Annotated in this window: 24 protein-coding genes; 14 read left to right on the top strand and 10 right to left on the bottom strand. The window is 57.2% G+C overall.

Going from position 1 to position 25,876, the window contains the following annotated elements; all coding sequences use genetic code 11:
- Positions 1-16: 16 nt before the first annotated feature.
- The 3 genes from V2S86_RS23295 to V2S86_RS23285 all read right to left on the bottom strand — a co-directional run bounded on the left by V2S86_RS23295 (position 17) and on the right by V2S86_RS23285 (position 3,769).
- Positions 17-2,518: a fimbria/pilus outer membrane usher protein gene (locus V2S86_RS23295; RefSeq protein WP_330764333.1), complete on the bottom strand. Its 2,502-nt coding sequence runs from the start codon at positions 2,516-2,518 to the stop codon at positions 17-19.
- Positions 2,519-2,601: 83 nt separating this feature from the next.
- Positions 2,602-3,153 (bottom strand): fimbrial protein, encoded by a 552-nt coding sequence (locus tag V2S86_RS23290; RefSeq protein ID WP_330764332.1) that lies wholly within the window; start codon positions 3,151-3,153, stop codon positions 2,602-2,604.
- 85 nt (positions 3,154-3,238) lie between these two features.
- A complete protein-coding gene (locus tag V2S86_RS23285) occupies positions 3,239-3,769 on the bottom strand; it encodes a fimbrial protein (protein WP_330764331.1) in 531 nt (176 codons plus the stop codon).
- 763 nt (positions 3,770-4,532) lie between these two features.
- Between V2S86_RS23285 and V2S86_RS23280 the strand changes: the two genes are divergently transcribed.
- From V2S86_RS23280 to V2S86_RS23270, 3 genes are read left to right on the top strand one after another with little or no spacing between them, the layout of a single operon-like run.
- Complete coding sequence (locus V2S86_RS23280; RefSeq protein WP_330764330.1) at positions 4,533-4,946, top strand: hypothetical protein; 414 nt, start codon at positions 4,533-4,535, stop codon at positions 4,944-4,946.
- Between the two features lie 2 nt (positions 4,947-4,948).
- On the top strand, positions 4,949-6,130 hold the full coding sequence (locus V2S86_RS23275; RefSeq protein ID WP_330764329.1) for an FKBP-type peptidyl-prolyl cis-trans isomerase N-terminal domain-containing protein: 1,182 nt from the start codon (positions 4,949-4,951) through the stop codon (positions 6,128-6,130).
- A gap of 15 nt (positions 6,131-6,145) precedes the next feature.
- Positions 6,146-6,427 carry a FaeA/PapI family transcriptional regulator gene (locus V2S86_RS23270; protein ID WP_126485857.1) on the top strand — a complete coding sequence of 94 codons (282 nt, stop codon included), beginning with the start codon at positions 6,146-6,148 and terminating at the stop codon, positions 6,425-6,427.
- Positions 6,428-6,460: 33 nt separating this feature from the next.
- On the opposite strand, the gene V2S86_RS23265 is transcribed toward V2S86_RS23270, so the two are convergent.
- Positions 6,461-6,598, bottom strand: a complete 138-nt coding sequence (locus tag V2S86_RS23265; RefSeq protein WP_330764328.1) for a hypothetical protein — start codon at positions 6,596-6,598, stop codon at positions 6,461-6,463.
- A 53-nt stretch (positions 6,599-6,651) separates the two neighbouring features.
- Between V2S86_RS23265 and fetA the strand changes: the two genes are divergently transcribed.
- Both fetA and fetB read left to right on the top strand, forming a co-directional pair.
- Positions 6,652-7,329 (top strand): iron efflux ABC transporter ATP-binding subunit FetA, encoded by a 678-nt coding sequence (gene fetA / locus V2S86_RS23260; RefSeq protein WP_330764327.1) that lies wholly within the window; start codon positions 6,652-6,654, stop codon positions 7,327-7,329.
- Entirely contained in the window at positions 7,316-8,089 is a 774-nt protein-coding gene (gene fetB, locus V2S86_RS23255) for an iron efflux ABC transporter permease subunit FetB (RefSeq protein ID WP_330764326.1), read from the top strand. Before fetA ends, fetB begins: the two co-directional genes overlap by 14 nt.
- A 42-nt stretch (positions 8,090-8,131) precedes the next feature.
- Here the strand turns inward: fetB and V2S86_RS23250 are convergent, their stop codons facing one another.
- Both V2S86_RS23250 and V2S86_RS23245 read right to left on the bottom strand, forming a co-directional pair.
- Positions 8,132-8,968, bottom strand: coding sequence for a TIM barrel protein (locus V2S86_RS23250; RefSeq protein WP_330764325.1), 837 nt, complete (start codon positions 8,966-8,968; stop codon positions 8,132-8,134).
- A gap of 31 nt (positions 8,969-8,999) precedes the next feature.
- Entirely contained in the window at positions 9,000-10,442 is a 1,443-nt protein-coding gene (locus V2S86_RS23245; protein ID WP_330764324.1) for a sugar porter family MFS transporter, read from the bottom strand.
- A gap of 558 nt (positions 10,443-11,000) precedes the next feature.
- On the opposite strand from V2S86_RS23245, the gene V2S86_RS23240 reads away from it, so the two are divergent.
- A complete protein-coding gene (locus V2S86_RS23240) occupies positions 11,001-12,506 on the top strand; it encodes a CoA-acylating methylmalonate-semialdehyde dehydrogenase (RefSeq protein ID WP_330764323.1) in 1,506 nt (501 codons plus the stop codon).
- A gap of 86 nt (positions 12,507-12,592) precedes the next feature.
- The gene (iolB, locus tag V2S86_RS23235) at positions 12,593-13,414 is read left to right on the top strand and encodes a 5-deoxy-glucuronate isomerase (RefSeq protein WP_330764322.1); all 822 of its coding nucleotides are present in this window, start codon (positions 12,593-12,595) and stop codon (positions 13,412-13,414) included.
- A 42-nt stretch (positions 13,415-13,456) separates the two neighbouring features.
- Here iolB and V2S86_RS23230 read toward each other — a convergent pair whose 3' ends face one another.
- Together V2S86_RS23230 and V2S86_RS23225 are read right to left on the bottom strand one after the other, a co-directional pair.
- Positions 13,457-14,293 (bottom strand): MurR/RpiR family transcriptional regulator, encoded by an 837-nt coding sequence (locus V2S86_RS23230; protein ID WP_065506740.1) that lies wholly within the window; start codon positions 14,291-14,293, stop codon positions 13,457-13,459.
- A gap of 197 nt (positions 14,294-14,490) precedes the next feature.
- The gene (locus tag V2S86_RS23225; RefSeq protein ID WP_330764321.1) at positions 14,491-16,419 is read right to left on the bottom strand and encodes a bifunctional 5-dehydro-2-deoxygluconokinase/5-dehydro-2-deoxyphosphogluconate aldolase; all 1,929 of its coding nucleotides are present in this window, start codon (positions 16,417-16,419) and stop codon (positions 14,491-14,493) included.
- Between the two features lie 86 nt (positions 16,420-16,505).
- Here V2S86_RS23225 and V2S86_RS23220 point away from each other — a divergent pair, with 86 nt between their 5' ends.
- The 5 genes from V2S86_RS23220 to iolE are packed head-to-tail and all read left to right on the top strand — an operon-like array spanning position 16,506 to position 21,780.
- On the top strand, positions 16,506-16,853 hold the full coding sequence (locus V2S86_RS23220) for a hypothetical protein (RefSeq protein WP_330764320.1): 348 nt from the start codon (positions 16,506-16,508) through the stop codon (positions 16,851-16,853).
- 48 nt (positions 16,854-16,901) lie between these two features.
- On the top strand, positions 16,902-18,842 hold the full coding sequence (gene iolD / locus V2S86_RS23215) for a 3D-(3,5/4)-trihydroxycyclohexane-1,2-dione acylhydrolase (decyclizing) (protein WP_330764319.1): 1,941 nt from the start codon (positions 16,902-16,904) through the stop codon (positions 18,840-18,842).
- A 48-nt stretch (positions 18,843-18,890) separates the two neighbouring features.
- Positions 18,891-19,904 carry a Gfo/Idh/MocA family protein gene (locus tag V2S86_RS23210; protein WP_004951458.1) on the top strand — a complete coding sequence of 338 codons (1,014 nt, stop codon included), beginning with the start codon at positions 18,891-18,893 and terminating at the stop codon, positions 19,902-19,904.
- 38 nt (positions 19,905-19,942) lie between these two features.
- Entirely contained in the window at positions 19,943-20,827 is an 885-nt protein-coding gene (locus tag V2S86_RS23205; protein ID WP_004951456.1) for a sugar phosphate isomerase/epimerase family protein, read from the top strand.
- A gap of 56 nt (positions 20,828-20,883) precedes the next feature.
- Positions 20,884-21,780, top strand: a complete 897-nt coding sequence (iolE, locus tag V2S86_RS23200) for a myo-inosose-2 dehydratase (protein WP_006328609.1) — start codon at positions 20,884-20,886, stop codon at positions 21,778-21,780.
- Between the two features lie 188 nt (positions 21,781-21,968).
- On the opposite strand, the gene V2S86_RS23195 is transcribed toward iolE, so the two are convergent.
- Both V2S86_RS23195 and V2S86_RS23190 read right to left on the bottom strand, forming a co-directional pair.
- Positions 21,969-23,147, bottom strand: a complete 1,179-nt coding sequence (locus V2S86_RS23195) for a P1 family peptidase (RefSeq protein WP_330764318.1) — start codon at positions 23,145-23,147, stop codon at positions 21,969-21,971.
- On the bottom strand, positions 23,140-23,661 hold the full coding sequence (locus V2S86_RS23190; protein ID WP_330764317.1) for a GNAT family N-acetyltransferase: 522 nt from the start codon (positions 23,659-23,661) through the stop codon (positions 23,140-23,142). Before V2S86_RS23190 ends, V2S86_RS23195 begins: the two co-directional genes overlap by 8 nt.
- 387 nt (positions 23,662-24,048) lie before the next feature.
- Between V2S86_RS23190 and V2S86_RS23185 the strand changes: the two genes are divergently transcribed.
- Positions 24,049-24,744 carry a pirin family protein gene (locus V2S86_RS23185; protein WP_330764316.1) on the top strand — a complete coding sequence of 232 codons (696 nt, stop codon included), beginning with the start codon at positions 24,049-24,051 and terminating at the stop codon, positions 24,742-24,744.
- Positions 24,745-24,875: 131 nt separating this feature from the next.
- Positions 24,876-25,871 (top strand): gluconate operon transcriptional repressor GntR, encoded by a 996-nt coding sequence (gntR, locus tag V2S86_RS23180; RefSeq protein ID WP_065506730.1) that lies wholly within the window; start codon positions 24,876-24,878, stop codon positions 25,869-25,871.
- Positions 25,872-25,876 lie beyond the last annotated feature (5 nt).

Here is a 25,876-nt window from a genome sequence, read left to right as displayed (position 1 = left end):
TTCTCTGTGTTGCGGGTTACAGTTTGGCGCACGGCAGCAGTAGCTGGTCCAACGGCTTGGCGGCACCCGGTATCACGATGCGGCATTGGCGTTGGCCTTCCCAGGCGACGTCCAGTTGCTCTTGCGGTTGGACGCCGGTCAGGTAGACCGATCCGCCGTCGTTCACCACCGCGACTTCACGCCCACGTTCGCTCAGCACCGTAGCGCCAAACGGCGGTTCACTGCCGTCCGCCAGTTTGATGGTGGCCAGCAGCTTGCTGCCTTTCACCACCTCAAAGTGACGGTAGCCGATGGCACCTTCGGTCAGCGTGCCTTGCACCACCGAACGGGTGGCTTCCACGTCGTCAGCCAGCTTGTTGACGTCGATGCGGGTATCGGTGTTGTAGTAGCTGGTGATGTCGGAAATCACCGCCAGGCCGAACCGGTTGCTGTAGGCGCGGCCGTTGTTGATCGGCACCCCGGCGATACCGTCGGTATCCAGCATCATCCGGCTACCGCCATTGCTGGAGTTCTGATGCGCGGCGATACCGTACCGGCTGGCGGTGATGCCGCCGCGGAAGGTACCGCCGACGGAGGAGTAGCTGTCTTGTTGGTACGAAGCGCTGGCGTTGAGCGAACCGAACGAGGCGTTATGGGTGTAGTAGCCGTTGGTCAAGGATTTGCCCGACTGGTTGAAACCGCCGCTTAGCTGCCAGGTGTTGTTCGGATCGGTGTAATCGTTGTAGGACGCGGTTTGCGTCACGTCGCTGTTATTGGTCTGCAACGCATAACCTATATGGCGACGATCGCCGATCGGCACGCTGAAATTCAGCATCACGCTGTCATCGGTGCGGCCTTGATAGGTCGAACGGTAGGCCGACAGCGATGCGGTGATGTTGCTGAGGTTACCGACGTTGAACAATTTGCTGGCGGACAGCCCGTAGCGATCCTGCGCGCGCTTGTCCCAATAGGTTTGGTGCGAATAGGTCAGGTAGGCGGTGATCGCTTTGGCGCTGTCTTCCGCCATAAAGGTTTTGCTGGCGGTGATGGTGTACAGCTCTTTTTCGCGCCCGCTGTAGCGATCGTCATAGTCGCTATAACGCGCCTGAAGATACTGCGACATGCTCATGAATTTGCGCTGTGAAAAACGGTAGCCTGCGAAGGTGATCTGGCTGTTCAGCTCATCGAAGCGTTTGGCGTAGTTGACCTTGAACGACATGCCGCTGGCGGTCGGCTGGTTTGGCAGACGGGCGATTGACTGCGTCATGTCCACCGACAGGGCGCCGAAAATGTTGAGATCGCGGCCCAGCCCGAGTGCCCAGGCGTTGTAATCGTCGCCAAGCAAGGTGCCGCCGTACAGTGACCAGGCACTGGTCAGCCCCCAGGAAAAATCGCCGGCCGAGAACAGCGGCCCCTGCGTGCGGTGATCGTAAGCCGAGGGTTTGCCCAGGGCGATGTTGTAGCGCACATAGCCGGGGCGAGTCAGATAAGGGATGGTGGCGGTATCGACCTGGAAGGTAGAGACGCTGCCGTCCTGCTCTTCCACCTTCACGTCCAGCCGGCCACGTACCGAACTGTTGAGATCCTGGATCACAAAAGGCCCGGCGGGCACGGTAGTTTCGTACAGCGTACGGCCTTCCTGGGAGACGGTGATCTTGGCGTTGCTTTTGGCGATGCCGCGCACTTCCGGCGCATAGCCTTGCAGGTTTGGCGGCAGCATGCGTTCGTCGCTGGCCAGGTTGATGCCGGTAAAGCGATAGGAATCGAACACGTTCGAGTCGAGATAAATTTCGCCGAGCGACAGTCTGGCAGCCTGCATCGGCAGGGCGCGATAGGCATAGATCTGGTTCCAGTCAAAGCTGCTGTCGCGTTGGCCGGCCTGCTGGTTGTAATTAGCCTGATAATCGGCGCGCAGGCGCCAGGCGCCCATGTTGGCACCCAGCGTGCCGTAGCTGCTGAGATTTTCCGACGTGCTGTTATTGTGGCTCTGCTTGCCGACCTGGCCGCTGAGGCTGTAATCCAGCAACAGGCCGGGAATGCCGTCGTCCCATTGTTCGGGCGGAGTCCAGTCCGGATCGGAATATTTCATCCACGCCTGCGGGACAGTGATCGTCAGTACTCCGCCGCCGATGCGATCGGAAAGGGTCGCCCCTTTGATTCCGCTGATATCGGCGCAGCGGTTGTCATGCCATAGGGTGACTTTTTTTGCGGCTTCCTCTTTCAGCGCCATTTTTTCCACCAGATCCGGCGGCAGACAGGCGCGGGAGCGATCTTTTTTATCCGCCGAAGGATAATACTGGATGCTGCGCTGCGGCAGGGTTTTCTGGTTGATCTTGATATCCAGCAGATAGGTCCCGGGCATGACGTAATCGGCGTCGGAAAAACGCGATAAATCCACCTTGCTGCGATCGCCAATATCCAATACGTCAGTATTGAACTCCGTGGCAGAAAAGGCCGGACGTCCCCAGAGGAAAGAGAAAATGACGATAATCCGTGTTGTTTTCCGTGTCAGTAATGACGTCATAGAGTAATCACTCATGGCAAATCCGCGCCCAACAGCAGGTCATCCTGTACGACCTGAATACGTAATCGGTGGTGTTATTCGGTGCTTTATGACGGCGGCTACAAATAAGACAGGGTAAATTTCGCCAGCGAATTGAACTCGCCCGCCCGCGCTTTACCTGGGTGAAGGCGTAACTGAGCGCCAAACCGCAGCGTATTGTCGCCGGCGACGATCTGATAATCCGCCGTAGTGGTGCCGAGCGGGATGGGATTGCCGGCGGCGGTGAGCAGCTCAATGGCCACACCCTGTGCATCGCCGTACACGCCCAAGAGCGCCGGATCCTGGCTGTCCGCCGTGCCATTGAAGGTGACGGTGGCTGCGCGATAAATAAAGTCGGGCTTCACTACGCTTGCCAGTTCGCAATTCACCAGCTTGATCTCGAAATTTCGGCGGCTGCCGATCAGCGCCGGCTGTGCGCCCAGTGCCGCATCGGTCATGGAGATAAGCCCGAAATCAACGGATTGGTCCAGGCTTTCGCCGGCAATCCCGCAGGGGGTCTCGACGATTTCGCCGCCCAGGCTGACCGTGCCGTGGCCCTGATTTTTCGCCGTCGCCTCTGCGCTGCAAACGCTGAATGCGATAAGCAGTGCGCTCCAAATCCGGGTTGTCATGCTGGCGTCTCCCTGTTGCCGTCTGTCTCGTTACCTAATCCGTACAGGTAAAAGCGGGGACACCGAAACGGCGCCCCCAAGAGGATTACAGGTAAGCCAGGGTGAAGTTCGCCACGCTGGTGAATTCACCTGGGACCACGGCGGCGGACGCGCTGCTGCCTTGCAGGTAAGCGGAGAATTTCAGGGAGTTGTTGCCGTCGTTTAGACCCTGGCCATCGGTTGCGGTGCCCAGCTCAACGTCTTTGGCATGCAGGTTGTCATAAATCACGATGCCTGCACCGCTGGCTGAACCGCTCAGGGCCAGCAGTTTGGCGTTGTCAGGATCCGGCGTGCCGGTGAAGGTCACTTTGACGTTTTTCATGGTGGTCAGCGCGCAGTCTTTCAGCTCAATGCTGAACGGCTGAGATTCGGACTTACCTTGCTTAGCCAGCAAACGGCTGCTGATCTGGCCCATTGGCACTGTCTGATCGGTTGATTCCGGCGCTACGCTGCATGGCGCATCGATGATTTCACCGGTAAAAGTCACTTTACCGCTGCCCTGGTTAGATGCGGCGTGAGCAACAGATGCGGAAGCGAAAGCAATCATGGTTGCCAGCATTAATTTATTCAGTTTCATTTCTCAAGTTCCTGTAGAGAGTATTTAAATAAAAAGAAAAGCACATCTAAATCCCCCACGACGACGGTAACGTCATGTCACCGGCATCGAAGTTGGAGCCAGATCCTTTTGCTCTGGGCAATACGCCATCCTTCGTTATTAGATCAGCAATAACGAAAGTTTTTGGAAGGCGTAAAAACGCATTCCATTAAAATGAAAATATGAATATCACCCTGGCGTCTTGGTGAGAATATTCTTGCAAATAATAGGTGTTGTTGGAAATAGCTTTTATTAAGTTAGGTCAAATACAGAATATAAAACCAAAAGGAAAAAGAAATATATATAATTGAAAATCAATAGATCGTATACAAATATTATCCAGAATAAATGACTATATAAATGGCAATGTGCGAGATTTTAGATCGCCAGATATGCCGATGACACTACAATTCACAATATTGTTTTGATAATATCGCTCTCAGACAGCAGATGATGAATTGCGGCTGTTAATCGTCATGAAAAATTAACTCATTGTTTTAAAAGAAAGGTATGGCGACATTGCCAGCTTGAAAAGCGGCTTTTATACAGAGCGTCGGCTTGGCTTTCTTTCGTTGCGTTAACAAAAAAATAACAATTATGGTGTGTGTCGAATTATTATCGGCACCCGCCGATGTTGCGCGTTTTTTGTTATTTAACTCGTTCGGATTAATCCAAAAAGGTGAGATTTCGCCGGGCTTCGCGACATAATAATGACCTAAGTGATAATTAAGGGATGATAAACGGAATGATTACCATAATTAATGATTCAACTCGCCGAGCTGCCGTTGCCTTTGCCGTCTTGATAATGGCCGGTTTAATGTTGTCGGGCTGTGCAGGGAAGAATGGCGCGGGCGTTGTCGCCGTGAAAAAAGTCTCACAGAATAATCCTAACGAAAAGACTGATGAGCAGCGCATCGTACTTTGTCAGCAGCGGGTGAATTCACTTAAGAATATTAATCCGCAAAGTTACCAGAAACGGATTGCTTATTTTAATGGGCTGCTGTCCAACGCCTCTGGATATGCCGGTATTCGCAGTCATGTCGATGAAAGTACCCGTAAGGCTATCGACGCGCTTTATAAATATAAAACTGAAAAGTTCTGTGCCGACGTCGAGCATGAGCTGATGGCCGATCTGTCCAGCCGGGTGGAGAGCCTGTAGCCATGAAAAAGTGTGCGGAAGGAGCCGCAGCTTTTCTTTTGTTACTGGTGGCAGGCAGCGTGTCGGCGGTGGGCAAAACGCCGGCCGATGACGGTATTCCCGCGCTGCTGAAATTTGCCGAGCAGCAACAGGCGGTGGCTTCGGCACCGTCGGTAGCGGAAAAGGCGCCGTCGGCTTCTCCGCCGGTTGCCGCCAAACCCAGGCCCAGTATCGTGCCGAGAGAGGAGGCAGCCCGGCTGACGGCGCTGAATCAGACTCTCCGTCAACAGGCCGAGGTGATTCAGCAGCAGGCCGACACTGTCCGTCGGCTGGAGCGGCTGTTAGCGGTTCAGGCTACCGTACCGCCTTCCACTGCGCCTGCGGTGGTGGATATCCGGCCGTTGGCGGCGGCGCTGAAGGGTATCCGACGGGCCATTGCGCCACCGCCGGATCTGATCGCCATGGCGGCATCGTTGGCGCGTCAACAGCGGATCGCGGGAGAACAAAAACAGCGGCTGCAGCAGCTCAGCCGACAGTTGGCAACGTTGCAACAGCCGCCGGCGCTGGTCAGCGATGCGGATAAACGGGCGTATGCCGCCGGGGTCTCGCTCGGGCGCGACATTGTGCAACTGCAAGAACAGAACCGACAGCTGGGTATTGAAGCCGACCGGGCCCGTTTGCTGGCGGGTATCGCCGATACGTTGAACGGCAAACCTCGGTTGGACAACGCCGCCATCGACGGCGCGCTGCAAGCCGCAGACCGCGCTTTGCAGCAGGCGCAACGGCAACGGCAGCAAAGCCTGCAGCAGGACGGTAAAGCCTATCTCGCCGATTTTGCCACAAGGCCGGGGGTGCAAAAGGATGCGCTCGGGTTCTATTACCGCGTGGATTACGCCGGCGACGGGCGGATAGGAGAGGGCGATAACGTCAGCATCGTGGTGCGTGAAAGCCTGCCCGACGGCACGGTGATTAAGGATATGGAGCTGGCCGGCACGACCATCTCGCTGCCGCTGGCGCAATACCCGCCGCTGTTTCGCGCAGCTATCGGCAAACTCGACAAACACGGGTCCATTACTCTGGTGGTGCCGCCGGAACTGGCGTATGGCGAGAAGGGCAGCCCACCCGCCATCCCGCCAGGCACCACCATGATTTACACCCTGCGCGTGGCCGACGTGCTGCCGCCGGATAAGGAGAGGCAAAAGTAACCCCAGGAGGACGTGATGGCGAAGGCGCCGATAACCTATGAAATCAGGAAATCGCATATGCTAAACGTGTTACGAAAACTGTGTATGGAACGGGCGACGGGAGCGGGGGGGCATCACCCGCCACCGCCGGAACAGTGGCCTAAAACAAGGGAGCTGGCAGACAAATGCGGCGAAAATATTTACACCACGCGCACGCTGTTATTGGCGTTGGAAAAAGAGGGAAAAGTGCGTTGTACCCACCGCAGCATCAATAATTCGTTACGCTGGTATATCTGCACGTCGACCCAAAAAGCGTAACTCCCCTTTTTGTTTCAAATTTTGGACTACCTTTCACAGCGGATCATAATAAGTCTGGGGGTTGCGCGCCCCCAGCCCGGTTGTTTTGTTACCCGGCGACCCTTTGCCCAATGCGCCACAGCCCTGACAGGGGATGAACGAGCCGGCCGCCTGCTGCAACTTGAAATTCATAGGGTATACTTGCCGGCTGATTGAACGGCGTTTTATGGCGATGCGGGTATATTATGAAGGAAAGCAAAGAAATACTTTTATTGGATGATATTCATTATCAAATAGACGGCCAGGTTATTTTGGATTCCGTCTCTTTCGGCCTAAAGCAGGGCGAATTCAAACTGATTACCGGGCCGTCCGGCTGCGGAAAAAGCACCCTGCTTAAAATCGTTTCCTCTCTGATCGATCCGACCCGCGGAAAAATTATCTTTGACGGTAAACCCATCACCGATATGCCGCCGGAAGAATACCGCCAACAGGTCTCTTACTGTTTTCAGACCCCGGCGCTGTTTGGCGATACGGTGTATGACAATATTGCGCTACCTTACCTGATCCGCAAGCAAAAGCCGGACGAGCAAAAAATGAAGGCCGACCTGGCACGTTTTGGGTTGGCGGAAAATAAGCTGGAAAAAAGCGTTAACGAATTATCCGGTGGAGAGAAACAGCGTATTTCCTTGATCCGCAACCTGCAATTTATGCCCAAGGTGCTGTTGCTGGATGAAATTACCAGCGCGCTGGATGAAGATAATAAGCGCAATGTCAACGAGATTATTCATCAGTTGGTGACGCAGCATGGCGTCGCGGCGCTATGGGTCACGCACGATAAAGACGAAATCAAACATGCGGACGATGTGATTACCCTGAGCGCACACGGCGCACGGGCACAGGAGAAAACCGATGAACCAGCATAACATCACCAATGAATCCTTAGGGCTGTCGATGATACTGGTGGTCATCGCCATTTTGATCAGCCATAAAGAAAAACTGGCGCTGGAAAAAGACATTATCTGGAGCATTTGCCGCGCGGTAGTGCAGCTGATTATTGTCGGTTACGTGCTGAAATACATTTTTGACGTGAACAATGCCATTCTGACGGTGTTGATGGTGCTGTTTATTTGTTTTAACGCCGCGTATAACGCGCAAAAGCGCAGTAAATATATTGAGCATGCGTTTGTTACCTCATTTATCGCCATTACCACGGGTGCGGTATTGACGCTGGTGGTGTTGGTGCTGACCGGTTCGATAGAGTTTACGCCGATGCAGGTGATCCCGATTTCCGGCATGATCGCCGGCAATGCGATGGTGGCGGTTGGGTTGTGTTACAACAATCTGGGGCAGCGTTTTAAAGGCGATCAGCAGAAGATCCAGGAGATGCTCAGTTTGGGCGCGTCGCCGAAGTTTGCCTCGACGGCGTTGATCCGCGACAGCATTCGCGCATCGTTGATTCCGACGGTGGACTCGGCCAAAACCGTCGGGCTGGTCAGCCTGCCGGGCATGATGTCCGGTTTGATCTTCGCCGGCATTGATCCGGTCAAGGCGATTAAGTACCAGATCATGGTGACCTTTATGCTGCTTTCCACCGCCGCCCTGTCGACCATTATTGCCTGCTATCTGGCCTACCGTAAGTTCTATAACGCCCGCCATCAACTGGTGGTCAGTAGGCTGAAGTAGCGTTAAAAAAAACGGCCTCCGAAGAGGCCGTTATGCTCTCTGCTACCCTTGCAGCAGGGCGATGCTCCGGCGGATTTCACGTTCTATATCCGCCTCTGACCAGCTATCCAGTTGCGAAGAGAACGGCTCGAAGGCGTAAATGCCGGTATAACCGAGGCGCTCCAGATTCTGCACCTGCTTTTTACTTTCCAGCCGATCTTTGTCGCTCAGCATGATGCGTTCTTCGTCGCTTAACGCGCTTTTGCTTAGCGGATCTTCCACGCCGGAAAGGTGCACCAGACCAATGCCATCGATGTCAATCTGCGCATCGAACTCGGGTTGTGCCACCTCGCTTAAATAATGGTGGAAGGTATCGAGCACGATTTTGTAGGGCGCGCCGGAATCCCCGATCAGCGACTGCGTCAGCAGCGACGAGCGCAGTGAACTGATGCCGAAGCCCAGCGGTTCAACATAGCCCTGCACGCCGTAGTGTTTAAACAGCGGGGCGAGCAGCTTCAGGGCTGCCAACGTATCCGTCTTTTTCTGCTCTTCGCTGCGGCGATCGTCCGCGCTGCAATGCGGGCACAGCACCAGCGCCTTGCTATGGATGGCCTGGGCTTGCGACAGCAGCGCCTCGGCGTTTTTCAGCAGCGTGGCCTCGTCGTCCAGCAGGTTAAACCTGCCGAGGGCGTTGATAGTGATGATCTCGATGCCGTATTTGGCCGCCAACGCAGTGAGTTGCTCGTTGCTCAGGCTGTCGGTCACCTTGCCGCTCGGCATATCGTTGCGCAGCTCGACTTTGCTGAGCCCGCATGTTTTCACCAGGCGGAAAAAGGATGCCAAATCGAGATTCGGCGCGATCTTGCGGTTGATGCAAAAACGCTCTGGCGCAATGGTCATGATGCATTACTCCTGAAGGGGTTGAGAAAGCTTAGGGCTTGCCGTCTTGCAACGGCACCGGCTGCGTTTCGGACAAAGGCAGGCGATAGCGTTTCGCCATCACCACGTCTTCCATTTTCTCGAGGGAAACGCCCCGGGTTTCCGGGATATAACGGCTGACAAACCAGTAACTGAACAGGCAGCACGCCGCGAAAATCCACATCGGGAAGGCGCCGTGGAACTGGGAGAACAGATACGGATTGTCGTTGATCATCGGGAAGGTTTGAGAAACCACAAAATTGGCCAGCCACATGCAGCCGACGGCGATGCTCATGCCCTGCGACCGCATGCGGTTGGGGAAAATCTCCGACACCAGCACCCAGGCGCCGACGCCCCAGGACAGCGCGTAAAACACCATGAAGAACAGCATGCCGAACAGCGCGAAATAGCCGGTAGCCTCGGTATAGAGCGCATAAGAGGTGATCAGCAGCCCGGCGATGACCCCCAGCGTGCCCCAGCGCATCAGCGGGATACGGCCCATGCGATCCATCAGCATGGCGCCAATCACCGAGCCGACCAACTGCATCACGCCAATCCAGATGGTCTGGAACAGCGCTTCCTGCGCATTCTCGGTGACGGTTTTCAGCACCACCGGCGCGTAATACATCATGACGTTAACGCCGGTGACCTGTTGCAGCATGGCGATCATGCAGCCGACAAACAGGATGAAACGCACGCGCTTGTCGGCGTAGCTGAGTTTTTGCTTGCTGGATTGTTGATCCTGCCGTATCGAGTCCTTGATCTCCCGCAGTACGTTTTTGGCATGCTCGGCGTTAGAGACGCGGGTCAGCATCGCCAGCGCCTGATCGTCACGGCCGACCATCACGCTCCAGCGCGGGGATTCCGGAATGATGAACACCAGAATGCAGAACAAGATGCAGGGCAGCACGCCGGAAGCGAACATCCAGCGCCAGCCCATCTCCACCAGCCAGGCTTCGCTGGCGATGCTGGCAATCTTGAAGTTAACGTAAAAGATCACGATTTGGCCGAACACGATGGCGAACTGCTGCATGCTGAGTGCGCGGCCGCGCATGTCTTTCGGCGACACTTCGGACATGTACATCGGTGAGACGGTGGCGGCGATGCCCACCGCCAGCCCGCCGATAATGCGGTAAATGACAAACCAGGTGAAGGTCGGTGCCAACGCGGAGCCAATGGCCGAGACGGTGAACAGCAGCGCCGCCAGCATCAGGGCCTTCTTGCGGCCATAACGCCCCGCCAGCGGCCCGGCGGCAAAGGCACCAACCACGCAGCCGATCACCACGTTGGATACCGCCCAGCCGGTTTCGGCCGGGCTGAGGTTGAAATAGGTTTTCAGGGATTCGATCGCGCCGGAGATCACGGCGGTATCATAGCCGAACAGCAGGCCACCCAGAGCGGCGACCCCGCAAATCTTCATGATGTAGCCGGTATTGCGCTTACGCTGGTATGACATTTATTGCTCCGATTTTTAGCCTGGCTTCTGCCCGCATGGTGCGTTGTAGGGAAAAGGGAGCAGAAGCGTGAACCGTACCTGTCATCAAGGCGGTGATATGGGTGCATTTCTTCCTTAAACAAAAACATTTATTTCATAATTAGTGAATAATGAAATATTGATTTTTAGATCCAGTTCAAAAAAAAGTGTAAACGGGAAACTGGCGTTACCGACGGATTCACGTGCGCCCGGCCCCGCTGCGTTGAGCGGCCACCGCTCTCTTTCTGTATAAAAGTCAGGATAAACTGCCGCCCAATGCCGGGCCGGCGGGTAGCGCACTTTTTTACCGCAATGCAATGAGCCTGTATGACGACACGGCAAAATTGCGACCTCTCGCACTAAAAACAAAATTTCTAAAATAATTTATTTGAAACTTTTTTTTCAATGAAATAGAGTTTGCTTTATCCGGTCAGGATTTAGCCTGCTTGCGGGCATGAGCTGGCAGTGTGACTCAAACGCCACGGCGAGCGGCAGCCCCGCATGCGGCCAGGCGACAGCGGACTTAAAAGAGGGTGAGACATGAAAACCGTGGGTAACTTTATTGGCGGGCAAGTGTGCCTGAGCAGCAGCAATCAAACCGTCGACGTGCATAACCCGGCTACCGGCCAGGTTGAACGTCGCGTCACGCAGAGTACCGCCGCCGAGGTGAAACAGGCCATCGATGTCGCCCATCAGGCGTTTACCGACTGGTCGCGCACCACACCGCTGCGCCGTGCGCGCATCATGTTCAATTTTAAGGCGTTGCTGGAACAGCATCGCGAAGAACTGGCGCAGCTCATCGTCAGTGAACACGGCAAAGTCTATTCCGATGCGCTGGGCGAATTGACCCGTGGCCTGGAAGTGGTCGAGTTTGCCTGCGGCATTCCGCATTTGATCAAAGGCGAGTATTCGGCGGACGTCGGCAGCGGCGTCGACAGCTTCTCGCTGATGCAGCCGCTGGGCGTGGTGGCGGGCATCACCCCGTTCAACTTCCCGGCGATGGTGCCGATGTGGATGTTCCCTATCGCGTTGGCCTGCGGCAATACCTTCGTTCTCAAGCCGCCGGCGCTGGTGCCTTCGGCCTCAGTAAGGCTGGCCGAGCTGCTGAAAGAGGCCGGCTTGCCGGACGGCGTATTCAACGTGGTTCATTGTTCTAACGAAAATGCCGCCCAGCTGTGTACCGATCCGCACATTCAGGCGGTGAGCTTTGTCGGTTCGTCTGCGGTAGCGGAACACATCTATACCACTGCCAGCGCCCACGGCAAGCGGGTACAAGCCTTTGGCGCAGCGAAAAATCAGGCCATCATCATGCCGGACGCCGATCTGGACGCGACCGTAAACGCCCTGATGGGCGGGGCATTCGGTTCTGCCGGCGAGCGTTGCATGGCACTGCCGGTGGCGGTGGTGGTGGGTGACGACACGGCCGACAAGCTGATCGCCAGGCTGAAACCGCTGATTGCCCAGCTGCGCGTGGGCCCAGGGATCCAGCAGGGCGGCGAAGAAAACGAAATGGGGCCGCTGGTGTCTTCGGCGCACCAGAAGAAAGTGTTGGGTTATATCGATCTGGGTGTGGAAGAGGGCGCAACGCTGGTGGCCGACGGCCGCAACTATCAGGTAGCGGGCTACCCGGATGGCTATTACGTTGGCGGCACCCTGTTTGACCACGTGACCTCCGACATGCGCATCTACCGTGAAGAGATCTTCGGGCCGGTGCTGGGCATTGTCCGCGTACCGGATTACCAAACCGCCATCAACACGGTGAACAGTCATGAGTTTGGCAATGGCAGCGCCATTTTCACCAGCAACGGCCACTATGCGCGCCAGTTCGTGCAGGAAGTGCAGGCCGGCATGGTGGGGGTTAACGTGCCGGTGCCGGTCCCGATGGCGTTTCACAGCTTCGGCGGTTGGAAGCGCTCGGTGTTCGGCGCCCTGAACGTGCACGGCACCGACGGCGTGCGTTTCTACACCCGCATGAAAACCGCCACAGCGCGCTGGCCGACCGGGCAGCAGACGGTGTCGGAATACAGTATGCCGACGCTGGGTTAATCCCCGTACCGACAGACCAGGGCCGTTACTTCATTGGAGTGACGGCCGCTGCATTTGTAACGCTATAGGTTAACAGGAGAATAATCATGTCCTCATTGCTCGCCAAATGTCAGCAGCCGAACGCCGAGGGGCGCATCCAGCACGTCACCCCAGAGAATGCCGACTGGCGCTTTGTTGGGTTCGATGTCTATCGCCTCGAAGCCGGCCAGACGCTGCAATTGGAAAGCGGCGATAAAGAGCTGTGCCTGGTGCTGGTCGCCGGCATTGCCTCCGTCGCCACCCTGCGGGCGGAATATCCGCATATCGGCAAACGCATGAGCCCGTTTGAGCGTACGCCGCCTTATGCGGTCTACGTGCCGCATCACGACAAGATTACCGTGCGGGCGGAAAGCGATTTGGAGCTGGCGGTGTGCAGCGCACCGGGCAAAGGGCATCTGCCGTCGCGCCTGATTACGCCGGCGGATGTGGGCGTCGAGCGGCGCGGCAAGGGGCGCAATCAGCGTCTGGTGCACAACATTCTGCCGGACAGCGAACCCGCCGACAGCCTGCTGGTGGTGGAAGTGTACACCGATGAAGGCAATACCAGTTCATACCCCAGCCACAAGCATGATCAGGAAGACTCGCCGGATGAAACCTATCTGGAAGAAACCTACTATCACCGCATTCAGCCTGAACAGGGCTTTTGCCTGCAGCGAGTCTATACCGACGACCGCGAACTGGATGAGTGCATGCCGGTGTATAACCGTGACGTGGTCAAGGTACCGCGCGGTTACCACCCGGTGGCGACCTTGGCCGGTTACGACAGCTACTACCTCAACGTGATGGCCGGGCCGGTGCGGCTGTGGAAATTCACCTGGGAAAAAGACCACGCCTGGATTAACAGCGACGGTTATCCGGCGGCGAAATAAGCGTTAACAGGCCCGGCATGCCGGGCCTGTTATTATTCAGCGTTACTCGTCTTTGGCATTATTCAGCGCCAAGGATACCGCCAGGGTTTGCGCCAGACACATTGAGGCGACCTGCGAGCGGAAACCGTCCACCTGCGCTTCGCGCACCACAAAGCACACGTCGCTGAAAGCGGCCAGCGGGCTGACCTGGCTGTCGGTGATGGCGATCTGTTGCGCCCCGCGTTTGGCCCCCAGTTCCACCAGCTCCAGCGCTTCTTGCGCATACGGCGAGTAGCTGATGGCAATCACCACGTCTTTGGGTTTCACCATGCTCAATTGCTCGGTAAACATGCCGCCCAACCCGTCGATCAGGAATGCCCGGCGTTCAAGGTGGCGCAACGCATAGGTGAGGTAGGAGGCGACGCTGAAGGAACGGCGCAGGCCAATCACGTAGATGTTCTCGGCGTTGTTCAGCAATTCAACGGCACGGTCCAGCTGCTCTGAGCTGGTTTGCATCGCCAACTGTTGCAGCGCCTGAGCGTTGACCATGGTGAACACGTTAAGAATTTCCGCCGGTTTTTCCGGTGCGACGTTGTCGTCGGTCGAGGTCTGACGAAACAGGCGCGCGCGTTCGGTGTAGTTGACCGTTTCTTCCATCAGGTGCTGGCGAAAAACCTGTTTCATTTCATTGAAACCGCTAAAGCCAAACGCGTTGGCGAAGCGGATCAGCGTGGAAGGCGGGACGCTGGCCTGTGCGGCGATGGAGGCAACGGTGTCGAAAGCAATGCTGTTACTGTTATCCAAAATGTAACGCGCCACCTGTTTCAAACGCTTGCTCAGCGTTTCGTAACGGTGGCGAATTTCGTCCTGTAACAGCGAAAGTTGAGTTGGGTTGTTCATCCATTCGGCTCGCAGTGGGGGCTAAGGCGTGTCGGCCTGACGCCTGAGTTGTTGACAGGCCATTCTAACAGATGGAGCGGAAATTTCATTTCATCTAAAAGCGATTTATTCGATTGCAAGTTGCGTTACTTCACAGAAAACAGGCAAAAAAATCCCCTTAAAGCGGCGAAAATCGCTGTAAGGGGAGTCTTTGTCGATTAACTGGCGTCGTGGCCGGGGCGGTATTGGCGCCAGAAACCGATCAGCGTCAGGTATTTTTGTTTCACCTGCTCGATCAGGCCGGCGTCATCCAGCTCGCCCTGCAACCAGCGACGTGAAGGCTGGCCGAAAATGGTGCGGCCAACGGCAAAGCCTTTCACCCAAGGTGCATCCGCCGCGGCGGCGAAGCCGGCCTTCAGCGTTTCCTCCGGCGAATCCAGCCCCAGGATCAGTACGCCGCGGCAGAAGGGATCGTTAGCCTCGATCAACGCACCGACCTGTCGCCAGTTCTCGGCGCTCAGCGGCGGCAGTTTCCACCAATCCGGTTTTACGCCCAACCGGTAGAAATGTTGCAGCATGTCCAGATAGTAGCCCTCGTCTTTATCGGCATTGCTTTCCGGCAAAATGACCTCGAGCAGCAGCTCGTGGCCGGATTTGCAGCAGCCGCGGTAGACGTCGCTAATCAGTTCATCCTGTTCGCGGCGCAGTTCGACGGCGTCATGCGGGTGGTAAAATACCAGGCATTTCACTACGTGTTCCTGCGGCCAGTCGATCAGTTGCGAACCGATATTGCCATGCTCCAGCCGCAGCGGGCGCGAGCTGGGTAGCTCGACCGGCCGGCCAATCCACCATCCCTGGCCGGTGATTTCGTTCAGCGCCGCCTGGCCGTAAGTGGTGTCGGCCAGAATGCCGCTGTTGCCCTCCAGCCCGGCATCTTCTGCGGCCTGTTGCGCTGCCGTCAATAGCAGGGTTTTCAATTGGGGGATGCGTTCTTCACTGACGTTGGCTTCGCGCGCCATATCCGCCAGCTGCTTGCGGTGATCGAAGGCGAAGACGCACAGTTCCGGCCACTGTTTTTTGCGGGTGGTCACCCGGTGCAGGTGGTTGAGCCGTGGGTCGCGGTCCGGGCGTTTCACTTCCCGTTCGCGCTGCAAATAGTCGTCCAACTCCAGCTTGGTGGGCATCGCCGGCGCACAACCGTGGCGCGAAACCACCAGCGCACCGCAGGCGTTGGCGTAGCGGCAGGCCTGATCCCAGCCTTCATCGTTCAGATAACCGCGCAGCAGGCCGGACATAAAGGCATCGCCGGCACCCAGCACGTTCAGTACCTCAACCCGCACGCCGGAATGCAGTTTTACCTGCTGCCAGTCGGCGGCGATCTCGCCTTCGAAGACCGAGCACCCTTGCGCGCCGCGTTTGCAGACCAGCGTGGCCCGGGTGGCTTTGCGTACGTTGCTCAGCGCGGTCAGCGTGTCGGTGCTGCCGCCGGCAATATGAAACTCTTCTTCGGTACCGACGATTAAATCAAAGTGGTGCAGCACCTCTTGCAGTTCGCGGGTGACCTTCTCGGATTCGACAAAGCGGGTTTCGCCGTCGCCCAACGAGGTCAGGCCCCACAATACCGGGCGATAGTCGATATCCAGCGCGGTGCGCAGGCCGTGGCGACGGGCGTATTCCAGCGCCTTCAGCACCGCAGCGCGGGTGTTCGGGTGCGACAAGTGGGTACCGGTAATGGCCAGCGCGCGTGACGAGGCAATATAGGATTCGTCGATATCGTCCGGCGTCAGCGCCATGTCGGCGCAGTTTTCACGGTAGAAAATCAGCGGGAAGGTTTCCTGATCCTTGATGCCGAGGATCACCAGTCCGGTCAGGCGCTGTGGGTCGACGATCAGGCTCCGGGTGTCGGCGCCGACGCGCTGCAGCTCTTCGCGCAGGAAACGGCCCATATGTTCATCGCCGACACGGGCCAGCATTCCGGACTTCAACCCCTGAATGGCGGTACCGTAGGCTACGTTGCCGGAAGAGCCGCCGAGATACTTGGAGAATGTGCTGGCATCTTCCAGGCGTGCGCCGATCTGTTGTGCATAGAAATCGACGGCGATACGCCCGAGACAAATGACATCAAGTTGTTTTTCTTGTGTAGCCATACCCGTTTCCTTCTGTATTAAGCAAAACCCCGACTGCGAAGCATATTTTGGAGTATGAGGAATAAAAATTTCAATTTCAAGATTGAATGAAATTTACACCCCAAAAATGTGATGCATTTAAAAGCGTGATGAAAGCGGGGATACCGGGGGGTAAAACCGCGCTCCGCCTGAGAGAAAAACGCGCTGCAACCGAGGTTGACCTTTGCGGGGCACAGGCCGGTAGCATCGGGTGCGAAGGCGGATTTGGCGCGGTTGGGATGGGGACGCGCCGGGGGGAAAGGGCGGCTAAGTCGGTGAATTCTAAGGGCATGGATGAAATGGCGTTTTCATCATTATGCGATCTTTATCGCAAAATGAAATGTTTCTTCTGTAATGTGATTTTATGGAAAATATATTTGTTTATAATCGCTTCACGTTTCACGTTGTCGGTTTAGTGAGCGGCACCGCTGGAAAGCCATAGGCATAATGTAGAGGGTGGAGAAATGGGCAAGATCAGATTAACCATGGCACAGGCACTCGTCAGGTTCCTCGACAACCAGTATCTGCTGGTCGACGGCGTGGAAACCAAATTCGTAAAGGGCATCTTTGCGATTTTCGGTCACGGCAACGTCCTCGGCCTGGGGCAGGCGCTGGAACAAGACAGCGGCGAGCTGGTGGTGCATCAGGGGCGCAATGAGCAGGGCATGGCCCACGCGGCGACCGGCTTTGCCAAGCAGAAGCTGCGTCAGCAGATCTACGCCTGCACCTCTTCCGTCGGCCCCGGTGCCGCCAATATGATCACCGCCACCGCGACCGCCACCGCCAACCGCATTCCTTTATTGCTGCTGCCGGGCGACGTCTATGCGTCGCGCCAGCCGGACCCGGTGTTGCAGCAGATCGAACAGTCCTACGATCTCAGCATCAGCACCAATGACGCTTTCCGCGCGGTCAGCAAATACTGGGATCGCATCGTGCGGCCGGAACAGCTGATGAGCGCCTGCATCAACGCGATGCGCGTGCTGACCGATCCGGCGGAAACCGGCGCGGTCACGCTGTGCCTGCCGCAGGACGTGCAGGGCGAAGCCTATGACTACCCGGACTACTTTTTCCAAAAGCGCGTGCATCGGCTCGATCGCCGCCCGGCGACCGAAGGCATGCTGGCGGATGCGCTGGCGCTGTTGACCGCCAAACGCAAGCCCCTGCTGGTGTGCGGCGGTGGGGTGAAGTATTCGCAGGCCGGGCAGGCGCTGCGCGAGTTTGCCGAACGTTTTCACATTCCGTTTGTGGAAACTCAGGCCGGTAAGGGCACCGTGCCTTCCAGCCATCCGTTTAACCTGGGCGGCATCGGCGAAACCGGCTGTCTGGCGGCCAATACGCTGGCCAAACAGGCCGATCTGGTGATTGGCGTAGGCACCCGTTACACCGACTTCACCACCTCGTCAAAATGGCTGTTCCAGCATTCGGATGTCGATTTCCTCAATATCAACGTCAGCGGTTTTGACGCCGGCAAACTCGACGGCGTACAGGTGCTGGCCGATGCCCGTGCGGCGCTGGTCGCCTTGAGCGCCCTGCTGGCGCAATCCGATTACCGTGCCGGCTGGGGCGATGCCATTGCCGAGGCGCGCAGCGCTCAACAGCAGGAAACCGCCCGCGTTTATGCGGTGGAATACACCGGCGAAGGCTTTGTGCCGGAAATTGACGATCATCTCGATCGCGGCCGCGTTTTCGCCGAATTTATCGAACAGACCGACTCGCTGCTGACCCAAAGCCGGGTGCTGGGCGTGTTGAATCAGCACCTGCCGCAGGACAGCGTGATCGTCGCCGCCGCCGGCAGCCTGCCGGGTGACTTGCAGCGCGTGTGGCACAACCACGGCGAGCACGGTTATCACGTGGAATACGGCTATTCGTGCATGGGCTACGAGGTGAACGCTGCACTGGGGGTCAAGCTGGCCGAACCGCAGCGCGAGGTGTATGCGATGGTCGGCGACGGTGCCTTTATGATGCTGCATTCCGAACTGGTCACCTCGATCCAGGAAGGCTGCAAAATCAACGTGGTGCTGTTCGACAACATGACCAACGGCTGCATCAACAACCTGCAGATGGAACACGGCATGGACAGCTACACCACCGAATTCCGCTTCCGCAACCCGCAGGGCGGCAAGCTCGACGGCAATTTTGTGCCGGTCAATTTCGCCATGCTGGCGGCGGCTTACGGCTGTAAAACCTACAGCGTCACCACCGAACAACAACTGATCGACGCGCTGGCCGATGCCCGCCTGCAGAAGGTTTCCACCCTGTTGGACATCAAAGTGCTGCCAAAAACCATGGTGCACAAGTATCTCAGCTGGTGGCGCGTGGGCGGTGCCCAGGTTGCCGACAGCGAAAAAATTGTCGCCGTGGCCCGCAAGCTGCAGGAAAACATCGATAAGGCCCGCGATTACTGATTACCCAGACCTGGCGTCTGCCGCAACTATTTGAAGAGGATAACGAAGATGACATTGAACATTGGGGTTATTGGCACCGGCGCAATAGGTCGGGATCATATTCGCCGTTGCAGCAAAGTGTTGCAGGGCAGCCGCATCGTGGCGGTCAACGACATCAATCGCGACAACGCCGCCAAGGTTGTGAGCGATCTGAAGCTGGACGCGAAGGTGTATGACAACGGCCACGACCTGATCAAGGCGGCGGACGTGCAGGCGGTGCTGGTCACCTCCTGGGGCCCGAGCCACGAAGAATTTGTGCTGGCGGCCATCGCAGCCGGCAAGCCGGTGTTCTGCGAGAAGCCGCTGGCGGTCACCGCACAGGGCTGTAAAAACATCGTCGAAGCCGAAGCGAAGCACGGCAAACGCCTGGTGCAGGTGGGCTTTATGCGCCCTTACGATCGCGGCTACCGCGCGTTGAAACAGGTGCTGACCAGCGGCCAGATCGGCGAGCCGCTGATGCTGCACTGCGCACACCGCAACCCGACCGTCGGAGAGGCCTATACCACCGATATGGCGATTACCGACACCTTGATTCACGAGATCGACGTGCTGCGCTGGCTGCTGGATGACGACTATGTCTCGGTGCAGGTGGTATTCCCGCGTAAAAGCCCCAAGGCGTTCCCGCACCTGAAAGATCCGCAGATTGTGCTGTTTGAAACCGCCAAGGGCACGCGCATTGACGTCGAAATCTTCGTTAACTGCCAGTACGGCTATGACATCCAGTGTGAAGTGGTGGGGGAAACCGGCATCGCCAAACTGCCGGAGCCTTCGTCGGTGCAGATGCGCAGCGGCGCCAAGCTCTCTACCGAGATCCTGACCGACTGGAAAGACCGCTTTATCGACGCTTATGACGTTGAGCTGCAAGGCTTTATCAACGACGTGCTGGCCGGGAAACTGACCGGGCCTTCCGCCTGGGACGGCTATGCGGCCTCTGTGACTGCCGATGCCTGCGTGGCCGCGCAGCTCAGCGGCGAGATTGTGCCGGTGACTCTGCCGCCGCGCCCGGCATTCTACAACCACTAATGGGCTGACCGCCGAACCCACGTTTAAGAGGAATGACCATGAAGATCGCTTTTGATGTTGATGTCATCAGGGACCTGGGCATCACCAAAATGGTTCAGCAGGTAGCGGACTGGGGCTATCGGTATATCGAACAGTCGCCGCACCCGCAGATCAATCCGTTCTATAAGCATCCGAAAGCCGGCCGGGAGGTGATGGCGGAATACAAGAACGCGCTGAAAGCGACCGGTGTGGAGATTTCCTCGTTTATCGTGGTGTACCGCTGGTCCGGCCCGGGCGAGGATCGCCGCCAGGCGGCGGTCAAAAACTGGCGCCGGATGATAGAAATTGCGGTGGAAATGGGCGTGCAGGTGATCAACACCGAGCTGGCCGGCAATCCTAATGAGCCGGAAATTTGCGAGGAGCTGTGGTACCGCTCAATGGAGGAGCTGTTGCCGATCATTGAGCGCGAAGGCATCCGCATGGAGATCCAGTCTCATCCATGGGATTTCTGCGAACTGAGCAACGAAACCGCCGACATGGTGAAATCGTTGCGCAGCGACCACGTCAAGTACCTCTACAGCGTGCCGCACAGCTTCTATTACGACAAGGGCCAGGGCGACGTGGCCGGCATGCTGAAATATGCCGGCGACGATCTTTCTCACGTGCTGATCGCCGACACCATGAACCATACCAAACATTGCCGCTATATCGTCAACCCGCCGGGGGTGGACGCCGCCGTGCACCAGCACGTGGGTATTGGCGAAGGCGAGGTGGATTTCGACGCTCTGTTCCAGACCCTGCGCGATATGGAGTTCGCCAACCGCAACTTCAAGGTCGGTGGCGAATCGATCATCTGCACTTCGCTGTTCGGCTACCCGGAAAAAATGAAAAGCCAGGCAGTGGCGACCCGAGAGCGCATCGAGAAAGAGCTGCTGGGCAAATAACCTTTTCGGCGCGTCGGCTAATTCCGTTGGCGCGCATCCGATTATTGAGGCTGAACATGAACAAAGACAACGTGAAACTGGCCATCGCGCCGATCGGCTGGACCAATGACGATATGCCCGAACTGGGCAAAGAGAACACTTTCCAGCAGTGCGTCAGTGAAATGGCGCTGGCCGGCTTCACCGGCAGCGAAGTCGGGAGCAAGTACCCGCGCGATCCGGCGGTGTTGAAGCCGATGCTGGATATTCGCGGTATCCAGATCTGCAACGCCTGGTTCAGTACCTTTTTTGCCGACGGCCAGAAAGAAAAAACCATCGATGAATTTATCAACCATATGAATTTCCTGCATGCGATGGGCGCCAGGGTGATCGGCTGTTCCGAGCAGAGCAAGAGCATCCAGGGCACCACCAAAGGGGTGTTCGAAGAGAAGCCGTATTTCAGCGACGAAGAGTGGCAGCGGGTGGCCGATGGCTACAATGAGCTGGCGAAAATTGCCGCCGACAAGGGGATGCAGGTTTGCCTGCACCACCACATGGGCACCGGCATCCAGACTACCGCAGAGATTGACCGCTACATGAGCATGGTGAATGACGACGTCTATCTGCTGTTTGATACCGGCCACGCTTACTACTCGGAAGGCAGCCAGCAGGCGATGATGGCGATACTGGAAAAGTATCTGCCGCGCATTAACCATGTGCATTTGAAAGACGTGCGTGACGAGGTGGTGGCGGAAGTGAAGGCCAATAAGCTGAGCTTCCTCGACGGCGTGAAGAAGGGCACCTTCACCGTGCCGGGTGATGGTGTGATCGACTTCCGTCCGGTGTTTAAACTGCTGGATGAGCGGGGCTACAAGGGCTGGATGGTGGTGGAGGCCGAACAGGATCCGGCGCTGGCCAACCCGTTTGAATATGCGGTGAAGGCGCGCCGTTATATCAAGGAGACCGCCGGCATTTAATCGGGCCGGGAAAGGTACCCGTCATACTTGACGCTGCCTCTGTGTTGGCTGCCCGCACTTACCCGAATCACTTACTTGAGTAAGCTCATCGGGATAAGCACCCTTGCCGCCTGGATGCAGCTCCAATTATTTTGGGTATAAATAAAAAGGTGCCTGAGTTATCAAGGCACCTTTTTTATTTGCCGGGATCAGGCAAGGGTTTTCCAGGTAGTGACCTGGCTGCCGGGCCATGGAGTAGCGGCGTAGACGCCACGGGCGATCGCCCGCGCCAGCGTGTCTGCCGCCAACGCGCCAATTTGCAGCACCGCCAGCTCGCGGCTGCCCTGAACCTCGCGCTTGCCGGTGGACAAGGCAAACACCACGTCGCCGTCGAACGGGCTGTGCAATGGGCGAATGGCGCGCGCCATGCCGTCTTGCGCCATGATCGCCACGCGTTTCAACTCCACCCGGGTCAGCGCCAGATCGGTGGCGATGCAGGCCAGTGTGGTGTTTTTCCTGCCGCCTGTCGGCTCTGTGGGCATCCAGTCTTCGCCCTGGCCATGCAGCTGCGCCAGCGCGGCCGCACCGCCGTTGCCAAATTCACCGTTGATTTCATAAGGCGTGGCCCAGAAAGCACGGGTACCGGGAGCGACCACCGAACCCAGGCTGTTGACCGCCACCAGCGCGCCGATGGTAGCGCCGTTAGCCGCCACGATGGAAGCCGAGCCGAGGCCGCCTTTCAGCTTGCCCATGCCGGTCATGGCGCCATAGCCTGCGCCCACGGTGCCGAGCGGGAAGTCGTGGCCCGCTTTGCCGGCCGCTTCTATCCCCAGTTGGCGGTAAGGCGGGTCAAGCTGCCAGTTTTTATCGCCCGCGTTGTTGAGATCGTATAGGCAGGCGGTAGGTACGATGGGGGAAACCGGCACGCCCGGAGCAGGCCGCAGGGCGTAGCCGCGGCCTTGTTGCCCCAGCCAGGCGGCGACGCCGTCCGCGGCCGCCAGCCCGTATACCGAGCCGCCGCTCAGTACCAGCGCATCGACGGTTTGCACCAGATTATCCTCCCCCAGCGCGTCGGTTTCACGGGTTGCCGGACCGCCGCCGCGCACGTCGACGGCGGCGATCGCCGGGCTATCCGGCAGGATAACCGTGGTGCCGGTACGTACCTGGCTGCTCTGGGCGACGCCGACCTTCAGGCCGGGCACATCGGTAATCAGATTGCGGGCGCCGGTCCGCACGGCGGGAAAGGTTGGCATGGCGGCCCCCAGGAAGGTGGTGGGAGAAAGGATGCCGATGGCACCCGTTACGCAGGCCAGCGTCTGTACAAAAGCGCGGCGGCTGACGGTTAAGGGCCGGTTAACCGGCCCTGATTCATTTTCCGTATCACTCATGATGCGCTTTTTCCCGCTGCTCGCTGCGAAAGCGCGCCATATGATGAGAATCCACCAGCTCGCCATCGCGCATGGCATAAGCGCGGCTGGTACCTTCAATGTCAAAGCCGAACTTGCGGTAGAGCGCAATGGCGGCCTGATTGTCGGTAAACACCGTCAGTTCGATGCGTTCGATGGCTGCCCAATTGTCGCAGAGATCGATCATCGCCTTCATCAGGCTGCTGCCGACGCCTTTGCCGTGATAACGCGCATCGACGCCAATGCCGAAGGTCGCCACATGGCGGCGGCGAAGGCGCTGGTTCAGCATCACGGCAAGCTGGCCGACGATCTGCCCGTCGATACAGGCCACCAGGTTGTGGGTGCCCGGCTCGAGGTTGGCTAAACGTTGATGCCACAGTTCTTGAGAGGCTAGTGGGAGCTGTAGCGTGTCACGGTAAAGTTGTGGTTGAGAGTAAAGCTGATGTAAGGCCTGCGCATCTGCCGCTTCTACGTGACGAACCACTATTTCACTCATGACGCTGCTCCTGTTGCTTACCGGTTGAATAACCTTTGAATTTATCCGTTTATCCTAACGAGTCAACATTATTTCGGCTGGGGCAAAATAACGCTTTACAGGTGCGAATGATAATGATTATTATTGCGATGCGTTCCGGGGAGAGCATCACCCTTTGATACTCTTCCTGCGAAGGCACGACATTGCTCACATTGCTTCCAGTGTTACTTAGCCAGCTCGGGTGCTGGCTTTTTTTTTGCCTGTTTTTGCCCCTTGGCGTCTTCAACAACTCCGCTGAAAATGACCTCTCGAATCCATCTAATTTTTTGAACAGAGGGATGAGTTTTTTACGCTTTCTTATTCTGCTGCCGGGACTAGACTGTAAAAAAACGTTGAGGAGAGTTGAATATGATTTATTTACGTAAAGCAGAAGATCGTGGTCATGCCAATCACGGTTGGCTGGACAGCTGGCACACTTTCTCATTTGCCAACTACTACGATGCCGATTTTATGGGGTTCTCGGCGCTGCGGGTGATCAACGAAGACGTGATCGACGCGGGGCAGGGTTTTGGCACTCACCCGCATAAAGACATGGAAATTCTGACCTACGTGCTGAGCGGCACGGTAGAACATCAGGACAGCATGGGCAACAAAGAGCAGATCCAGGCCGGTGAGTTCCAGATCATGAGTGCGGGCACCGGGGTGCGCCACTCTGAATACAACGGGAATAAGGATCGTCCGCTGCACCTGTATCAGATTTGGATTATTCCTGATCAGGTCGGGCTGGAGCCGCGTTATGAGCAACGTATGTTCGATGCGCCGCAGGGCCGCCAGTTAGTGCTGTCGCCGGATGCGCGCGAGGGTTCGCTGAAGGTGTTCCAGGATATGACTTTGTCACGCTGGGCGCTGAACAAAGGCGAGCAGTCGGCGTATCAGATTGAGGCGCAGCGCCGCGTTTGGATCCAGGTCGTACGCGGCAAAGTGGTGATCAACGGTCAACAGGCCGGCACCAGCGATGCTTTCGCGGTGTGGGATGAAGCCGAGCTGTCGATTCAGGCCGATGAAGACAGTGAAATCCTGCTGTTCGATCTGCCGCCCGTGTGATTAAGCGGTAAATATCAAGGGCTCACGCGATGAGCCCTTTTTGCATTCAGCCATCCGGCAACCAACAATATCGGCCCCGGTTTTTTTTTGCTAACATGAACGCCCTTTCACGGTTAGCCAGTTCATTGATAATGAAGAAAAAACGGCCGGTACTTCAAGATGTTGCAGACAAGGTTGGCGTGACCAAGATGACGGTGAGCCGCTATCTGCGCAATCCCGATCAGGTTTCTTTCGCCTTGCAGCAAAAAATTGCCGTCGCGCTTGATGAGCTGGGCTACATTCCCAACCGTGCGCCGGATATCCTTTCCAATTCGACCAGCCGCGCCATTGGCGTACTGCTGCCGTCGTTAACCAACCAGGTGTTTGCCGAAGTCTTGCGCGGTATCGAGAGCGTGACCGACGCGCACAATTACCAGACCATGCTGGCGCACTACGGCTATTTGCCGGAACGTGAAGAACAGCGCCTGACTTCGCTGTTGTCTTACAATATCGACGGCTTGATCCTGTCTGAACGCCACCATACCCCGCGTACCCTAAAGATGATTGAGGTGGCGGGCATCCCGGTAGTGGAACTGATGGACTGCGTGTCGCCGTGCATTGATCTGGCGGTGGGCTTCAATAACTTCGAAGCCGCGCGCCAGATGACTCAGCAAATCATCGCTCACGGCCACCGCCACGTGGTGTATTTCGGCGCACGTCAGGATGAGCGTACCATTATCAAACAGCAGGGTTATGAGCAGGCAATGCGCGAGTCCGGCCTGGAGCCGTACAGCGTCATGACCGCGCGTTCGTCGTCCTATTCCGCCGGCGGCGAACTGCTGCGTCAGGCGCAGCGCGACTATCCGCAGATTGACAGTATCTTCTGCACCAACGATGACCTGGCGATTGGCGCCACCTTTGAGTGTCAGCGTCAGGGATTGTCGATCCCCGATCAGATGGCGATTGCCGGCTTCCACGGCCACGATATCGGTCAGGTGATGGTGCCGAAACTGGCGAGCGTGCTGACGCCGCGTGAAAGGATGGGGCAAATCGGCGCCGAGCGTCTGCTGGCGCGGTTACGGGGTGAAACCGTCTGTCCGCGCATGGTAGACGTGGGTTTTACCGTTATCCCCGGCGGCAGTATTTGATCGTT

Source organism: Serratia sp. C2(1) (assembly GCF_036352655.1).
GTDB lineage: Bacteria > Pseudomonadota > Gammaproteobacteria > Enterobacterales > Enterobacteriaceae > Serratia > Serratia inhibens.
The sequence above is the reverse complement of the archived record's forward strand: the minus strand, read 5'-3'. Positions and strand labels throughout refer to the sequence as shown.

What these genes read in the sequence shown, in the direction of transcription:
- V2S86_RS23240 (WP_330764323.1), top strand. Translation starts at nt 11,001, where the DNA reads ATGAAAACCGTGGGTAACTTTATTGGCGGGCAAGTGTGCCTGAGCAGC.
- V2S86_RS23285 (WP_330764331.1), bottom strand. Translation starts at nt 3,769, where the DNA reads ATGAAACTGAATAAATTAATGCTGGCAACCATGATTGCTTTCGCTTCC.
- fetA (WP_330764327.1), top strand. Translation starts at nt 6,652, where the DNA reads ATGAAGGAAAGCAAAGAAATACTTTTATTGGATGATATTCATTATCAA.
- V2S86_RS23270 (WP_126485857.1), top strand. Translation starts at nt 6,146, where the DNA reads ATGGCGAAGGCGCCGATAACCTATGAAATCAGGAAATCGCATATGCTA.
- V2S86_RS23280 (WP_330764330.1), top strand. Translation starts at nt 4,533, where the DNA reads ATGATTACCATAATTAATGATTCAACTCGCCGAGCTGCCGTTGCCTTT.
- fetB (WP_330764326.1), top strand. Translation starts at nt 7,316, where the DNA reads ATGAACCAGCATAACATCACCAATGAATCCTTAGGGCTGTCGATGATA.
- V2S86_RS23245 (WP_330764324.1), bottom strand. Translation starts at nt 10,442, where the DNA reads ATGTCATACCAGCGTAAGCGCAATACCGGCTACATCATGAAGATTTGC.
- V2S86_RS23205 (WP_004951456.1), top strand. Translation starts at nt 19,943, where the DNA reads ATGAAGATCGCTTTTGATGTTGATGTCATCAGGGACCTGGGCATCACC.
- V2S86_RS23265 (WP_330764328.1), bottom strand. Translation starts at nt 6,598, where the DNA reads ATGAATTTCAAGTTGCAGCAGGCGGCCGGCTCGTTCATCCCCTGTCAG.
- iolB (WP_330764322.1), top strand. Translation starts at nt 12,593, where the DNA reads ATGTCCTCATTGCTCGCCAAATGTCAGCAGCCGAACGCCGAGGGGCGC.
- V2S86_RS23185 (WP_330764316.1), top strand. Translation starts at nt 24,049, where the DNA reads ATGATTTATTTACGTAAAGCAGAAGATCGTGGTCATGCCAATCACGGT.
- V2S86_RS23250 (WP_330764325.1), bottom strand. Translation starts at nt 8,968, where the DNA reads ATGACCATTGCGCCAGAGCGTTTTTGCATCAACCGCAAGATCGCGCCG.
- iolD (WP_330764319.1), top strand. Translation starts at nt 16,902, where the DNA reads ATGGGCAAGATCAGATTAACCATGGCACAGGCACTCGTCAGGTTCCTC.
- iolE (WP_006328609.1), top strand. Translation starts at nt 20,884, where the DNA reads ATGAACAAAGACAACGTGAAACTGGCCATCGCGCCGATCGGCTGGACC.
- V2S86_RS23190 (WP_330764317.1), bottom strand. Translation starts at nt 23,661, where the DNA reads ATGAGTGAAATAGTGGTTCGTCACGTAGAAGCGGCAGATGCGCAGGCC.
- V2S86_RS23195 (WP_330764318.1), bottom strand. Translation starts at nt 23,147, where the DNA reads ATGAGTGATACGGAAAATGAATCAGGGCCGGTTAACCGGCCCTTAACC.
- V2S86_RS23220 (WP_330764320.1), top strand. Translation starts at nt 16,506, where the DNA reads ATGAAATTTACACCCCAAAAATGTGATGCATTTAAAAGCGTGATGAAA.
- V2S86_RS23225 (WP_330764321.1), bottom strand. Translation starts at nt 16,419, where the DNA reads ATGGCTACACAAGAAAAACAACTTGATGTCATTTGTCTCGGGCGTATC.
- V2S86_RS23295 (WP_330764333.1), bottom strand. Translation starts at nt 2,518, where the DNA reads ATGAGTGATTACTCTATGACGTCATTACTGACACGGAAAACAACACGG.
- V2S86_RS23230 (WP_065506740.1), bottom strand. Translation starts at nt 14,293, where the DNA reads ATGAACAACCCAACTCAACTTTCGCTGTTACAGGACGAAATTCGCCAC.
- V2S86_RS23275 (WP_330764329.1), top strand. Translation starts at nt 4,949, where the DNA reads ATGAAAAAGTGTGCGGAAGGAGCCGCAGCTTTTCTTTTGTTACTGGTG.
- V2S86_RS23290 (WP_330764332.1), bottom strand. Translation starts at nt 3,153, where the DNA reads ATGACAACCCGGATTTGGAGCGCACTGCTTATCGCATTCAGCGTTTGC.
- V2S86_RS23210 (WP_004951458.1), top strand. Translation starts at nt 18,891, where the DNA reads ATGACATTGAACATTGGGGTTATTGGCACCGGCGCAATAGGTCGGGAT.
- gntR (WP_065506730.1), top strand. Translation starts at nt 24,876, where the DNA reads ATGAAGAAAAAACGGCCGGTACTTCAAGATGTTGCAGACAAGGTTGGC.